This window comes from Rhizobium sp. SYY.PMSO, assembly GCF_046840415.1.
Classification (GTDB): Bacteria; Pseudomonadota; Alphaproteobacteria; order Rhizobiales; family Rhizobiaceae; genus Rhizobium.
The window spans coordinates 1,027,135-1,039,562 of the sequence record NZ_CP177350.1 but is presented as its reverse complement, the minus strand read 5'-3'; the positions used below and the strand labels follow the sequence as shown (position 1 = coordinate 1,039,562).

The window sequence follows — 12,428 nt, the reverse complement described above, 5'->3', positions numbered from 1 at the left end:
TTTCCTCCGCCTTTGCAATGTGCGTGCCAATTCGCGATTGCATAGATAAGTATCTGATTTTTATGAAGTTTACTTATTCCTAAAGGTGACCTCCCTCTTCTTTCGTGCGAGAATCCGCACAGATTGATTTGCCGTACGCGCGAAATCATGCACAATGCGCCGATGCTGCAGCGCCCGGCCACCGAACGATTTTTGACGCCCGAGCAACTGGGCCGGCGCTCCCGCCGGCTCTGGTTTGTTTTTGCGTTTCTGTGCGCCGCCATCGTCGCGGCCGCCCTCTATGGCGCGAGCTTCTATGGCCGCCTCTCCGCAATCGAGGCATTGCAAAGGCAGGGGCATACGGATGCGAACCTGAAAGTCGCGCTCCTGCGGGCGGTGCTCGAACGCCCCCGCGCCCTGCCGCTCTTGCTGGCCGACGACCAGCAGGTGCGGGATGCGCTCGCCGATCAGCGCACCGACGAGGTCGTCGCCCTTGACCGCAAACTGGAAAGCCTGGTTTCCGGCACGAGCGCGTCCGTGCTCTACGTCACCGGCAAGGATGGCGTTGCCATGGCCTCCAGCAACTGGCAGGAGCCGCTGAGCTTCGTCGGCAACGACTATTCGTTTCGCGATTATTTCCGCAAGGCGATGGAAACGGGAACCGCCGAGCACTACGCACTCGGGACGGTCAGCAACCGCCCCGGCCTCTATATTTCCCGCCGGGTCGGCGATGCGGGCTCGGCATTGGGCGTCGTCGTGGTGAAGATGGAGTTCGATCAGCTGGAGGCGGACTGGAGCGAGACCGGCCGCCCGGCTTACGTGACCGACGAACATGGCGTCGTCCTCATCACCAGCCTGCCTTCGTGGCGCTTCATGACCACGGCACCGCTTGACCGCGAGGAGGCCGCGGCCATTCGCAAGAGCCTGCAATTCGGTGCAGCACCGCTCTCGCCCCTGCCGATCGGCCGCTCGACGAGCGTTGGACCCGACGCGACCATCGTGCGCGCCGTTCTTCCGGGCAACAGCGCCGCCGAATATCTGCGGCTGACGACCGCGATCCCGTCCACGCCATGGCAGCTCGGTTACCTCATCCCGACCGATCAGGCGATCGCCTCCTCCGTGCGCGAGACGCGCTTCCTCACCCTCACCGCGCTGTTGCCGATTCTTGCCTTTGCCGCATTCCTCCTGCGCCGGCGCGACGTCTCCGCCATGCAGATCGCCGTCAGCAGGATCGCCCGCGAGGAACTGGAGCGTCGCGTTCTGGAGCGGACGGAGGATCTCAGCCGTGCCCGCGATCGGCTGGAAGCGGAGATTGCCGATCATCGGGCGACGGAAGCCAAGCTGCAGGGCGTGCAGCAGGATCTCGTACAGGCCAATCGCCTTGCCATTCTCGGCCAGGTCGCAGCCGGCGTCGCGCACGAACTCAACCAGCCCGTCGCGACCATTCGCGCCTATGCCGAGAACGCGCATATTTTCCTCGACAGGCAGCAGACCGGGCCGGTCAAGGAAAACCTCTCGGCGATCGCGGCCCTGACGGAGCGCATCGGCACCATCACCGAAGAGCTGAAAGCCTTTGCCCGCAAGGGAAGGACCGCGCCGGAACCCGTGGACGTCAGAAGCGTGATCGAAGGCGCCGTCGTCCTGCTGAGAAGCCGGTTTGCCGGCCGCCTCGATGCGCTCAGGATCGACTTGCCGCCGACCGGATTGAGCGTCGTCGGCACGCGCATCCGTCTGGAACAGGTTCTGATCAACCTCTTCCAGAACGCGCTGGAAGCGTTGGAGGGTCGTGACCGGGCAAAGGTGGACGTGTCGGTGCGCGAGTCTTCGAGTGAAATCGAGATCGTGGTTTCGGACAACGGGCCCGGCATTCCGGCGGCGATCCTCGATTCGCTGTTCACGCCCTTCAATACCTCCAAGGAAAAGGGACTGGGTCTCGGCCTGGTCATTTCCAAGGACATCATCGTCGACTACGGAGGGCGGATGGATGTCGAGAGCAACGGCGGCGGCACCCGCTTCACCATCCATTTGCGCAAGGCCACGTCATGAATGATAGCTCGCCCGTTTTCCTCATCGACGATGACAAGGATCTGTTACGGGCAACGAAGCAGACCCTCGAACTTGCGGGTTTCAACGTTTCCGCCTTCTCGGCGGCAACCGATGCTCTCGCCGCGTTGGACCCCGGTTTTGCCGGTGTGGTCGTCTCCGATATCCGCATGCCGCAGATGGACGGGCAGCAGCTTTTCGCGCACATCAAAGGATTTGACGGCGATCTGCCGGTCATTCTGGTAACGGGTCACGGCGATATCCCGATGGCCGTGCAGGCCATCCAGGACGGCGCCTATGATTTCATCGCCAAGCCTTTCGCCACGGACCGGCTGGTGCAGAGCGTGCGGCGCGCGGCGGAGAAGCGACGGCTGGTGCTGGAAAACCGAGCCCTGCGGCAGGCGGCCGAACAGGCTCAGGGCGATTTGCCGCTGATTGGCCAGACCCCGGCCATGGATCGCCTGCGCCACACGCTGCGGCAGATCGCCGATACGGATGTCGATGTGCTGGTGACGGGAGAAACGGGCAGCGGCAAGGAAGTGGTGGCCAGCCTGCTCCATCGCTGGAGCCGCCGCGCCAAAGGCAATTTCGTCGCGCTGAACTGCGGTGCCCTGCCCGAAACCGTGATCGAAAGCGAGCTTTTCGGCCATGAGCCTGGCGCTTTCACCGGCGCGCAGAAAAAACGCATCGGACGCATCGAGCATTCGAGCGCCGGCACCCTGTTCCTCGACGAAATCGAAAGCATGCCGCCGGCGATCCAGGTGCAGATGCTGCGCGTGCTGGAAATGCGCGAAGTGACGCCGCTCGGCACCAACGACGTCCGTCCCGTCGATCTGCGGGTGGTCGCGGCGGCAAAGGTCGATCTCGGCGATCCCGGCCAGCGCGGTGATTTTCGTGAAGACCTTTATTATCGCCTCAACGTCGTCACCCTTTCCATTCCGCCGCTGCGTGAGCGGCGCGACGATATTCCCCTGCTCTTCGGCTATTTCGCCGAGCGTGCTGCCAGCCGCTTCAAGCGCGAGGCGCCGGCAATCTCCGCTGCCGTTAACCGACATCTGCAACAGCATGACTGGCCGGGCAATGTGCGCGAACTCTCGCATTTCGCCGAGCGCTTCGTGCTCGGGCTGGAGGCGACCGCCCTGCCGAAGCCGGCAAAGGCGCCTGCCATCGATGCGGGGCTTTCGCTACCCGCCCGTGTCGAGCGATATGAAGCCGAACTCATTCGGGAGAGCTTGCAACAGAACAATGGCGATGTGCGCAAGACGATAGAGGCGCTCGGCATTCCGAGAAAGACCTTCTACGACAAGCTGCAACGCCACGGCATCGTCCGAGGCGATTTCGCCGGCCTCGACGGCGATGACCGGCGAAACTGACGGATCTCCCGAAAAGCGATATCAGGGTAATTCCGGCGCCGTCTGAAACGGAAACGCGCTATGCACTCGCAAGCCGCGCGGCGGAAGCGGAAGCATGCCGGGCTGCAATCTCGGCCGTGCGGTCGAGCACGATCATGGCCTGCTCTATAAGGCCGGCAAGCGCCTCGGCGCTTTCGCAAGCGTGAACGACGAGCGGCGCGCTCAGGCAGATTCTCAGGGCACTTGCCGGCACATCGCCGAAATCGGCGCAGCGTACGGGTTGGCCGAGGCGCACCGCCGCAAATCCATCTTCCTCGACAGCCAGTTCCTTGTAGACGGCCGCGGTCTCGACTGCGTTCAGCACGCCGGCATTATTGGCATTGCGCAGATAGAACGAAAAGATCGACGGAATTTCGTCCCAATGGCGGATCGCCGGTGTTCCCCAGAGGCAGTGCCGGTCGAGCGGCCGGCTATCCAGCAACGCAAAGGCAGGGTCGCCGGCAAGCCGGGCGACCACCGCCTCGGCAAAGGCCGAGAGGACGGCAATGACTTGCTCCTGCGGAATTGCGGCAAAGGATTCAAGCTCGAACAAGGCCGCCTTCCAGCGCAGGAGCAGGCCGAAATTGGCGCGCTCCGGCAGCGTATCGCGCGCTGCCCAACCCTGCGGCCACTCGGCTTTGCCGCAATAATCGGAGAGGGCCGCCGGCAGAGGGCGGTTCCTGAAGCGCATCGACATTTGCGGCGGGCACAGAAGCGCACCGCTGAAAATCGGCCCCGCCAGGAATTTCGAGCCTGTTACGGCCACCATGAAGCCATGCGCCAGATAGGCGCGGATCGTCGCCGCCGACAGGCGGAACTGGCATGCGTCTATCATGATATCGAGAACATCGCCGAAACGCGCCTTGAGACGCAGCACGCTTTCCAGGCTCGGCGCCAACAGACTTGTCTTGGAAACATCGGTCACGACGAGCAGGCATCTCAACCCTGCCGCGCGGCCAAGCTCGATCAGGCCCCGCAATTCGTCCTCGACTTCGCTGTCGGCGCGCAGGGAACCGTCCTTGTTGCGCACGGCAATGGTCGCGTTACGCGTCGCGTCGCCGGCCCGCAGTTCCTCGCCCTTGGCAACCACGCGGTCGCTACTGACACGCCCCATGAAATGCCGGCCGGCCGAAGCGGTCATGACGCCGCTGCCCGTCTCGTTCCCCATCAGAGTGATGGTCATCAAGGCCCGGCCGTCCTCTCGGGCCAGAAGCGAAGCGGCGAAGAGATGGATATCGGTGCCCGATGTCGCCAGGATGGCATCGATACGCGGTTGTTCGGCTGGCTGGTCGAGCCCAAGCATCCGCAACAGGTCGCAGCGCAGTCTTTCGACTTCACGCTCATAGACGGCGGCGGCCGAACCGGATTCCATTTCGCGCATCAGACGCGCATAGTAGGACTCCACCACGGCAAAGGCATTGGCGGAAATGGTCGACGCGGTGGAGGAGCCGAAGGCGAAATCCCTTGGCCGAGGCGACGGGCCATAGCCATACATGTTAAGGCCGCTGACCGCATCGCAATCCAGCCGTTCGTCGCCGCCCGAAATCAGGCAGTTCAAAAGCGCTGCGCGTTCCGCGCTCGATTGCCTCGATAGCAAGCCCGCGGCGATGTTCTTATCCAGGGCTCGATCGTCAGCAACCTGCTGCATGAAGTAGCATTCCTCTTTGACCAAAGTCGAAACGCTTTGCCTGATCGCACCGCGTTCATGCCGGGCAAGACAGCCTCGGCAGCCGAACATTACGCCGGGCAAGATTGAGCGAGGCTGACTTGGCCGTGGGCGGCCGGGGTTCAGTGGCGAATGCAATAAAAAACTCGCGGCCCTGAGACCGCGAGTTCGCAAGAATGAGCATCAAATTGTTCGTCAGCCTGCGGCTGCGATCTTGTCCTGCGTCCTGGTTTCGAAATCGCTGGCGTCGTGGCGCTCGCGCAGCTGTTCGGACGGATCGCCCGACATGCGGTTAACCATGCGGCCGCGTTTGACGGCCGGCCGCGCATAGATCTGGTCGGCCCAGCGCTGAACGTTCTTGTAGTCCTGCACCTGCAGGAATTCGCCCGCGCCGTACTGCCAGCCCTTGGCCAAGCCGCCGTACCACGGCCAGATGGCGATATCGGCAATCGTGTAATCGCTGCCGGCGATGTATTCGCTCTCGGCCAGACGACGGTCGAGCACGTCGAGCTGGCGCTTCACTTCCATTGCGAAGCGGTCGATCGCATATTCGATCTTCGTCGGAGCATAGGCATAGAAATGGCCGAAACCGCCGCCGAGATAGGGCGCGCTGCCCATCTGCCAGAAAAGCCAGGACAGGCACTCGGCACGCGCCGGCTGTTCGGCAGGCAGGAAGGCGCCAAACTTTTCGGCGAGATACATGAGGATCGAGGCCGATTCGAAGACGCGAACCGGCTTCGGGCCGCTGCGGTCCAGCAAGGCCGGGATCTTCGAATTGGGATTCACATCCACGAAACCGCTGCCGAACTGATCGCCTTCGCCGATCTTGATCAGCCAGGCGTCATATTCCGCACCGCTATGGCCAAGCGCCAGCAGCTCTTCGAGCATGATGGTGACTTTCACGCCGTTGGGCGTTCCAAGCGAATAGAGCTGAAGGGGATGGCGACCGACAGGCAATTCCTTGTCGTGGGTCGGCCCGGCGATCGGACGGTTGATGTTGGCGAACTGGCCGCCATTGGCCTTGTTCCAGGTCCAGATCTTCGGCGGCGTATAGTCGGCAGAACCGGTCATGGGCATCCTCCTGTTCGGGAATCAGGTTTTGGGGTCGGTCTTCGATGTAGCGCGCTACATATGCCGGACATAGGGGCGGCTGTTCATTTTTGCGAGAGGAGTCCGCGCGGCTTTCGACACAAGCGGCTGGGCCTGTGATCTGCATTGCACCGGCGAAGAACAATCGAAGATGGTTTGCCGGAGATTCGTTCGATGGCCGAAATGAAAAAAGCCTGCCGCGGGAGGAGGTGCGGCAGGCTTTCTACAAGAACCGAACAGCGGATGGGAGGAGGAGTTCCGCTGTTCCTGCAGCCGTCCCTGGGAGGAGGAGTAGGACGTCTGCCAAGCGAAGGGATGCGGGAGGAGATGCATCGCTTCGATGGGGATGAGAATACCAGTCTTTTGCTCAGTTCATAGGCATTTCTTTGCAGGGCAGTTATGCGCTATGCGAAAAGCGGAAGGCTGAGCTGACGGGATTTTCAGCGAATGCGGCCAGCGCCGGCTACGATATTCACAAAACAAAAGCGCCTGCTCGGATGGAAGCAGGCGCTGGCGTAATGCAGCTTTATAAGGTGCCGTTGCGGCCGTTAGCGAGCGATGGCTGCGCGGGCGACATTGCGGATTTCGCCGCGATCGATACCCAGGTCATGCAGTTCGCGCGTAGACATACGGCCCAATTCGGCGACCGTCTGACGATACTTGCGCCAGTTGTTGAAAGAGCGTGCTACGTTCATGATGATCCCCTTTCCTCGGGCTTTCGAAGCCGGGCTGCCGTCCTTGGCGCTCCGTTCGCTTCGATGAGAAACATATAGTCCCGATCCCGCGCTTTTTGCAGAGCCAAGAGCTCACTGCACCCATGCGTCTATTGCATGGATCGCCGCGTAACGAGGCAACCTGCCCTCGCCGCCCGTCGCCGTGGCATTTGCGATTTGCTGGTGACAGCGCCGGCTTTGTCTGCGAAAAGGAAGAGATGAGAGACAGGGGCGTCCGCCATCCGGCGGGCTGAGAAGCACCCTTCGAACCTGAACCAGATCATGCTGGCGGAGGAAGTCGCTCGGGACCTTGCAGGCACAGCACGTCGTCCCCTCGCGTCTCGCTCCGCCTGAAAGGGCCGATATGCGAGATCAGATCACAGCGGGCAAGCTGCTTGGCGCCATGCGGGCCAACCCGCCCCTGGTGCAATGCATCACCAATTTCGTCGCGATGAATATCGCCGCCAATGTAATGCTTGCCGCCGGCGCATCGCCGGCCATGGTGCATGCCGAAGAGGAAGCGGGCGAATTCGCCGCCATCTCCGGCGCGCTGACGATCAATATCGGCACGCTCTCGAGCGGCTGGCTTGCGGGCATGCTGAAGGCCGCGCAGTCGGCCAACGCGGCCGGCAAGCCATGGGTCCTCGATCCGGTCGCTCACCATGCCACGGCGTTTCGCCGCAATGCCGTCGCCCGATTGATCGAGCTGCGGCCGACGATCGTTCGCGGCAACGCATCCGAGATCATCGCGCTTGCCGGCGGCGCCAGCCGCGGCCAGGGCGTCGACAGCCGCGACGCCGTCGAGCAGGCGGAAGATTCCGCACGGCAACTGGCTGAAAGGCACGGCTGCGTCGTCGCCGTCACAGGGGTCACCGATTTCGTGACCGACGGGCGGCAGGCACGGCGCGTTGCGGGCGGTTCGCCGCTCATGCCGCAAGTAACCGCGCTCGGCTGCTCCCTCACCTGCCTTGTCGGCGCCTTTGCCGCAACGGCGCCGGATGCGGCATTGGATGCAACGGTGGCCGCACTTGCCGTCTTTGCCGTCGCCGGGAAACAGGCGGCAACGGCTGCGAACGGCCCGGGCTCCTTCTCCTGGCGCTTCCTCGATGCGCTCGCCGGCCTGGACAAGGAAGTGCTGGACCGCGAAGCAAGGATCTCGGCGGCATGAAAGACTTCGATCTCTCGCTCTATCTTGTCCTCGATCCCGTGCTTTGCGCCGACATCGGCATGATCGAGACCACTCGCGCGGCTGTTGCCGGCGGTGCCACGATCGTACAGTTGCGCGACAAGCACGCTCCGGCTGCCGCGATGATCGAAACGGGTCTCGCCCTCAAAAAGATCCTGCAAGGGAGCAATACCCGGCTGATCGTCAACGACAATGTCGAGGCGGCCATCGCCATCGGCGCCGACGGCCTCCATATCGGTCAGGAGGATATGGACGCCACCGAGGCGCGCCGCCTGATCGGGCCGGATATGATCCTCGGCCTTTCGGTGGAAACCGAGGCCCTCGCTTCCGCCATAGATGCCGGCATCGTCGATTATGCCGGGGTCGGGCCGGTCTTTGCAACGCCGACCAAGCCCGACCACAAGCAGCCGATCGGCTTCGACGGCCTTGCCCGCATCGTCAGGCTCTGCCCGGTTCCAACGGTCGCGATCGGCGGCCTCAAGGCAGAGCACGCGGCGAAGGTTCTTTCGGCCGGCGCCGACGGTCTGGCGGTTGTCTCCGCCATATGCGGCACGCCGGACCCGCGGGCAGCCACGGCCCTTATCGCGCACGCCATCAAGGAGGCCCGCCAATGATCCGTAACGTCTTGTCCATCGCCGGCTCCGATCCTTCCGGCGGCGCCGGCATTCAGGCCGACCTGAAAACCTTTTCTGCCCTCGGCGTCTATGGAATGGCCGTCCTGACGGCATTGACGGCTCAAAATACGCAGGGCGTTTCCGGCGTCTATCCGGTCCCGCCCCAATTCGTGGCGGAGCAGATCGACGCCATCTTTGCCGATATCCGTGTCGATGCCATCAAGATCGGCATGATCGCCAACGCCGCGATTGCGGGCGCCGTCGCGGATGTTCTGGCGCGACATCGCGATGTGCCCGTCGTGCTCGACCCTGTCATGATTGCCAAGGGTGGCGCAGCCCTGCTTGCCGCCGATGCCGTCGACGTGCTGACCACCCGATTGCTGCCGCTGGCAACGGTCATCACGCCGAACCTGCCCGAGGCAGCGGCCCTCCTGCACGAGCCGGAAGCGCGAAGCCGCGAGGACATGGCGCGCCAGGCGCTTGCGCTGGCCGAGTTCGGGTCTTCGGCGGTCCTGGTAAAGGGCGGCCATCTGGAGGGTCACGAAAGTCCGGATGTGCTGGCAGGCGACGGCCGCCTGACCTGGTTCGAGGCCGAACGGCTGCCGACGAAGAACACGCATGGAACGGGCTGCACGCTCTCCAGCGCAATCGCTGCGGGAATCGCCAGGGGCTTGCCGCTTGCCGAAGCCGTTGCCGCGGCCAAAGCCTATCTCGCCGCTGCGGTGGCTGCCGCGGGCCAGCTTTCCGTTGGAAGCGGTCATGGGCCTGTCCAGCACTTCCATGCGCTATGGGCAGACAAAGAAGGAGTAAGGAAATGAGCCTGCCAATCAAGGAGCAGATCGTCATCGTTTCGGGCGCGGGGCGCGGTCTTGGTGCCGCCATCGCAACGGCCTTTGCCCGGGAAGGCGCGAAGGTGGCGATCAACTATCGCGCCAGCCGCGAGCAGGCGGAGGCGCTCGCCGCACGGCTTGGCGACCATGCGAAAGCCTTTCAGGCCGATATTCGCGACCTCGAAGAGACGAAACGACTGGTCGCAGAGGTGACGGAGCATTTCGGAGCACCGACGACGGTCGTTCACAATGCGCTGGCCGATTTCAGTTTCAACGGCGATGCGCGCTCGAAACTGGACGCGTTGAGCTGGAGAGAAATGGCGATACAGCTGGAAACCGCGCTGCAGGGGGCCTTGAACCTCATACAGGCGGCACGACCGGCAATGGCATCGGTGGCCTTCGGCCGGATCGTCACCATCGGTACGAATCTCTTCCAGAATCCGGTCGTGCCCTATCACGATTATACCGCCGCCAAGGCGGCGCTGCTGTCGCTGACCCGTACGGCTGCCGCCGAGCTCGGCCCGCTGGGGATCACCGTCAACATGGTATCCGGCGGCCTTCTGCGCACGACGGATGCCAGCAGCGCCACGCCGGAAGCCGTCTTCGACATCATCGCCGCGAATACGCCGCTGCGCCGCGTTACCACCCCCGATGAGGCGGCCGATGCGGTTCTCTTCTTCGCCAGCCCGTGGGCACGCGCCGTCACCGGGCAAAACCTCATTGTCGATGGCGGCCTCGTATTCGGATAGCCCCGGAACGAAAATGGCGCTGCCTTAACGGGCAGCGCCATTTCCCGGCATGCCGTTCGGATGGTTCAGATGGCTCAGGCCCAGCCCATGGTCAGCACACCGAAGAGAATGACGGCGCCGAGCACTATGCGATAGACGACAAAGGGCCAAGTCGAGAAGCGCTCCAGAAAGCGCATAAGTCCCCATATGGTGACGAAGGACGATATGCTTCCGACGACAAGGCCGACGATCAGAACCGACCAGGCTTCCATGGGAATATGCGCCTTATAGAGCTCGAAAAGCTCCTTCAGGCCGGCAAGCGCGATGGCCGGCAGGCCGAGCAGGAATGAGAACCGAGCAGCCTCGTCGCGCTTCAGGCCGAGGAAAAGCGCACCGGTCAGCGTCGAGCCGGAGCGCGAGACGCCGGGAACAAGCGCGCCGACCTGGGCGATGCCGACGATCAGGGCATCCATCAGCGTCATCTGCTCGATGCCTTTCCTGTGGCGGCTGTAGAGTTCCGCGACAGCCAGAAGCAGCCCCATGACCAGGCAGGCGATGCCGATCACCCAAAGGCTGCGGAAAGACGTTCCGCAGGCGTTCAGGGATGACGACAGCAGAAGGCCCGCAATGACGATCGGTACGGTCGCAATCACGATGGCAATCGCAAGCCGCATCGCAGGCGAGCGCCAATCCCTTCGCCTGACGGCGTCGAGCGACCCGAAGGCGACATAACGGACATCGCTCCAGAAATAAGAGACGATCGCGGCAAGAGCCGCAAGCTGCATCGCAGCCGAAAAGGCCGAACCCGGGTCCTGCCAGCCGAGCAAGGCCGGCACCAGGCGCATATGGGCAGTGGAGGAGACCGGCAGCAGCTCCGTCAATCCCTGCACGACGCCCAGGATTGCGATCTTGGCATAGCCCAGGGCAACAAAGCCCGTGTCTACGCCTTGCGTACAAACATCAGCCACGTTTTGACATCCTCAGTTCTCGGGGGCTTTGCACCGGACCGGTGCGGCGACTTGCTGCGAAACTGTTTTCCAACACGAAAACCGCGAAAGCCGTCAGACGCTTCGCCGATTCCGCATCAAGGAACGGCCGACGATAGCCGGCCACGCTGAACCCTGTCTGAAGACATCCGCGGCAATTGCCAGGTTCAATGGGTTTCTAACCGTCGTCTTCCGGCAATGACTGCATGTAGCGGAGGATCGCATAGAATACGACGACCAGCACAAGAGCGCCTGCGGCTCGATGCATCTCGTGTGCCAGGGTGTGATGATGTCTGACCAGAAGGCACGTCAGATTGTAGGCGGTTATGGCAACCGCCGTCAGGACGGGCGCCAGAAAAAGCGCCATATTGCGGTGAATGAAATTGACCATCGCGTACACCTCATCTGCATCCTGTCAGATACTATGAGGATTGGGGAGGAATTAGGACGAATACGCCCCCGTGCCATCGTTCAGGCGAGCCCACCGGGGAGCCTGTCATTTCGTATAGAGCGCGCGCGACCTTTCCAGATGCTTGAGCATCGCCTGCTCGGCTCCATCGGCATCATTCTCGGCAATGCGCGCGAGGATTTCCTCGTGCTCGACCAGCGTGAACTTCTCCTTACCCGTCCAGATCAGCATGTCGGTGTGATATGCCTTCAGCCATGCCAGCATGGCTTCGCTGACGGCGGCAAAGATCGGATTCCCGGAAATCTGGGCAATGCGCGTGTGGAACTGCATGTCGGCCGAAATGAATTCCTCCGCATGCCCCAGCGACGCGCGCTGCCGTTCGATGATCTCGTGAAGATCGGTGACATCCTTTTCCGTTGCCCGCAATGCCGCTTCGCGCGCCATGCCGCGCTCGAAGAAAATTCGGGCGCTCTTCAGCTGCTCGAGCGAGTCGGACGATTGTGACAGCATGATCTTGGCGGTCAGATCGACCTGTCGGAAGATCGATTTTGCCGTGAGCTGCAACACCTTGGCGCGCTCGCCGTGCGAAATATTCACCAGCCCCATATTGGCAAGCGCCTGCATGGCCTCGCGGATTGCCGGACGGCCGACACCGAATCGCTCCATGAGGACACGCTCGGATGGCATCTCGTCGCCAGGCTTGAGCTCTCCCGAGGTGATCAACCGCTCCAGCCGATCGAATACCTCGTCAGACAGCTTTCGACGTACAATCTGTTCGACTGGCTGGCCCATGG

12 protein-coding genes and 1 riboswitch are annotated in these 12,428 nt (G+C 62.7%); of the genes, 6 read left to right on the top strand and 6 right to left on the bottom strand.

Going from position 1 to position 12,428, the window contains the following annotated elements; genetic code table 11:
• Nucleotides 1–147: 147 nt before the first annotated feature.
• Together ACJJVH_RS23165 and ACJJVH_RS23160 are read left to right on the top strand one after the other, a co-directional pair.
• Nucleotides 148–2,025, top strand: coding sequence for a sensor histidine kinase (locus tag ACJJVH_RS23165; RefSeq protein ID WP_412065259.1), 1,878 nt, complete (start codon nucleotides 148–150; stop codon nucleotides 2,023–2,025).
• Nucleotides 2,022–3,395, top strand: a complete 1,374-nt coding sequence (locus ACJJVH_RS23160; RefSeq protein WP_112799986.1) for a sigma-54-dependent transcriptional regulator — start codon at nucleotides 2,022–2,024, stop codon at nucleotides 3,393–3,395. The genes ACJJVH_RS23165 and ACJJVH_RS23160 overlap by 4 nt, the downstream gene beginning before the upstream one ends.
• A 58-nt stretch (nucleotides 3,396–3,453) precedes the next feature.
• On the opposite strand, the gene ACJJVH_RS23155 is transcribed toward ACJJVH_RS23160, so the two are convergent.
• The 3 genes from ACJJVH_RS23155 to ACJJVH_RS23145 form a co-directional block, all read right to left on the bottom strand.
• A complete protein-coding gene (locus ACJJVH_RS23155; protein WP_412065258.1) occupies nucleotides 3,454–5,061 on the bottom strand; it encodes a hypothetical protein in 1,608 nt (535 codons plus the stop codon).
• Between the two features lie 213 nt (nucleotides 5,062–5,274).
• On the bottom strand, nucleotides 5,275–6,150 hold the full coding sequence (yghU, locus tag ACJJVH_RS23150; RefSeq protein WP_113405642.1) for a glutathione-dependent disulfide-bond oxidoreductase: 876 nt from the start codon (nucleotides 6,148–6,150) through the stop codon (nucleotides 5,275–5,277).
• A 566-nt stretch (nucleotides 6,151–6,716) separates the two neighbouring features.
• On the bottom strand, nucleotides 6,717–6,863 hold the full coding sequence (locus ACJJVH_RS23145) for a DUF1127 domain-containing protein (protein WP_015342994.1): 147 nt from the start codon (nucleotides 6,861–6,863) through the stop codon (nucleotides 6,717–6,719).
• Between the two features lie 235 nt (nucleotides 6,864–7,098).
• A riboswitch (TPP riboswitch) is annotated at nucleotides 7,099–7,195 on the top strand.
• Nucleotides 7,196–7,245: 50 nt separating this feature from the next.
• Between ACJJVH_RS23145 and thiM the strand changes: the two genes are divergently transcribed.
• The 4 genes from thiM to ACJJVH_RS23125 are packed head-to-tail and all read left to right on the top strand — an operon-like array spanning nucleotide 7,246 to nucleotide 10,260.
• A complete protein-coding gene (gene thiM / locus ACJJVH_RS23140; protein ID WP_412065257.1) occupies nucleotides 7,246–8,049 on the top strand; it encodes a hydroxyethylthiazole kinase in 804 nt (267 codons plus the stop codon).
• Nucleotides 8,046–8,681 (top strand): thiamine phosphate synthase, encoded by a 636-nt coding sequence (gene thiE / locus ACJJVH_RS23135; protein ID WP_113392262.1) that lies wholly within the window; start codon nucleotides 8,046–8,048, stop codon nucleotides 8,679–8,681. The genes thiM and thiE overlap by 4 nt, the downstream gene beginning before the upstream one ends.
• Entirely contained in the window at nucleotides 8,678–9,499 is an 822-nt protein-coding gene (gene thiD / locus ACJJVH_RS23130) for a bifunctional hydroxymethylpyrimidine kinase/phosphomethylpyrimidine kinase (protein ID WP_412065256.1), read from the top strand. The genes thiE and thiD overlap by 4 nt, the downstream gene beginning before the upstream one ends.
• Nucleotides 9,496–10,260 (top strand): 3-oxoacyl-ACP reductase, encoded by a 765-nt coding sequence (locus ACJJVH_RS23125; protein WP_412065255.1) that lies wholly within the window; start codon nucleotides 9,496–9,498, stop codon nucleotides 10,258–10,260. Before thiD ends, ACJJVH_RS23125 begins: the two co-directional genes overlap by 4 nt.
• 74 nt (nucleotides 10,261–10,334) lie before the next feature.
• Here ACJJVH_RS23125 and ACJJVH_RS23120 read toward each other — a convergent pair whose 3' ends face one another.
• The 3 genes from ACJJVH_RS23120 to ACJJVH_RS23110 form a co-directional block, all read right to left on the bottom strand.
• Nucleotides 10,335–11,207: an undecaprenyl-diphosphate phosphatase gene (locus ACJJVH_RS23120; protein WP_113370937.1), complete on the bottom strand. Its 873-nt coding sequence runs from the start codon at nucleotides 11,205–11,207 to the stop codon at nucleotides 10,335–10,337.
• Between the two features lie 196 nt (nucleotides 11,208–11,403).
• Nucleotides 11,404–11,616 carry a hypothetical protein gene (locus ACJJVH_RS23115; protein ID WP_112799974.1) on the bottom strand — a complete coding sequence of 71 codons (213 nt, stop codon included), beginning with the start codon at nucleotides 11,614–11,616 and terminating at the stop codon, nucleotides 11,404–11,406.
• Nucleotides 11,617–11,721: 105 nt separating this feature from the next.
• The gene (locus ACJJVH_RS23110) at nucleotides 11,722–12,426 is read right to left on the bottom strand and encodes a transcriptional regulator NanR (protein WP_412065254.1); all 705 of its coding nucleotides are present in this window, start codon (nucleotides 12,424–12,426) and stop codon (nucleotides 11,722–11,724) included.
• Between the last annotated feature and the right edge of the window lie 2 nt (nucleotides 12,427–12,428).

What these genes read in the sequence shown, in the direction of transcription:
- ACJJVH_RS23165 (WP_412065259.1), top strand. Translation starts at nt 148, where the DNA reads ATGCACAATGCGCCGATGCTGCAGCGCCCGGCCACCGAACGATTTTTG.
- ACJJVH_RS23160 (WP_112799986.1), top strand. Translation starts at nt 2,022, where the DNA reads ATGAATGATAGCTCGCCCGTTTTCCTCATCGACGATGACAAGGATCTG.
- ACJJVH_RS23155 (WP_412065258.1), bottom strand. Translation starts at nt 5,061, where the DNA reads ATGCAGCAGGTTGCTGACGATCGAGCCCTGGATAAGAACATCGCCGCG.
- yghU (WP_113405642.1), bottom strand. Translation starts at nt 6,150, where the DNA reads ATGACCGGTTCTGCCGACTATACGCCGCCGAAGATCTGGACCTGGAAC.
- ACJJVH_RS23145 (WP_015342994.1), bottom strand. Translation starts at nt 6,863, where the DNA reads ATGAACGTAGCACGCTCTTTCAACAACTGGCGCAAGTATCGTCAGACG.
- thiM (WP_412065257.1), top strand. Translation starts at nt 7,246, where the DNA reads ATGCGAGATCAGATCACAGCGGGCAAGCTGCTTGGCGCCATGCGGGCC.
- thiE (WP_113392262.1), top strand. Translation starts at nt 8,046, where the DNA reads ATGAAAGACTTCGATCTCTCGCTCTATCTTGTCCTCGATCCCGTGCTT.
- thiD (WP_412065256.1), top strand. Translation starts at nt 8,678, where the DNA reads ATGATCCGTAACGTCTTGTCCATCGCCGGCTCCGATCCTTCCGGCGGC.
- ACJJVH_RS23125 (WP_412065255.1), top strand. Translation starts at nt 9,496, where the DNA reads ATGAGCCTGCCAATCAAGGAGCAGATCGTCATCGTTTCGGGCGCGGGG.
- ACJJVH_RS23115 (WP_112799974.1), bottom strand. Translation starts at nt 11,616, where the DNA reads ATGGTCAATTTCATTCACCGCAATATGGCGCTTTTTCTGGCGCCCGTC.
- ACJJVH_RS23110 (WP_412065254.1), bottom strand. Translation starts at nt 12,426, where the DNA reads ATGGGCCAGCCAGTCGAACAGATTGTACGTCGAAAGCTGTCTGACGAG.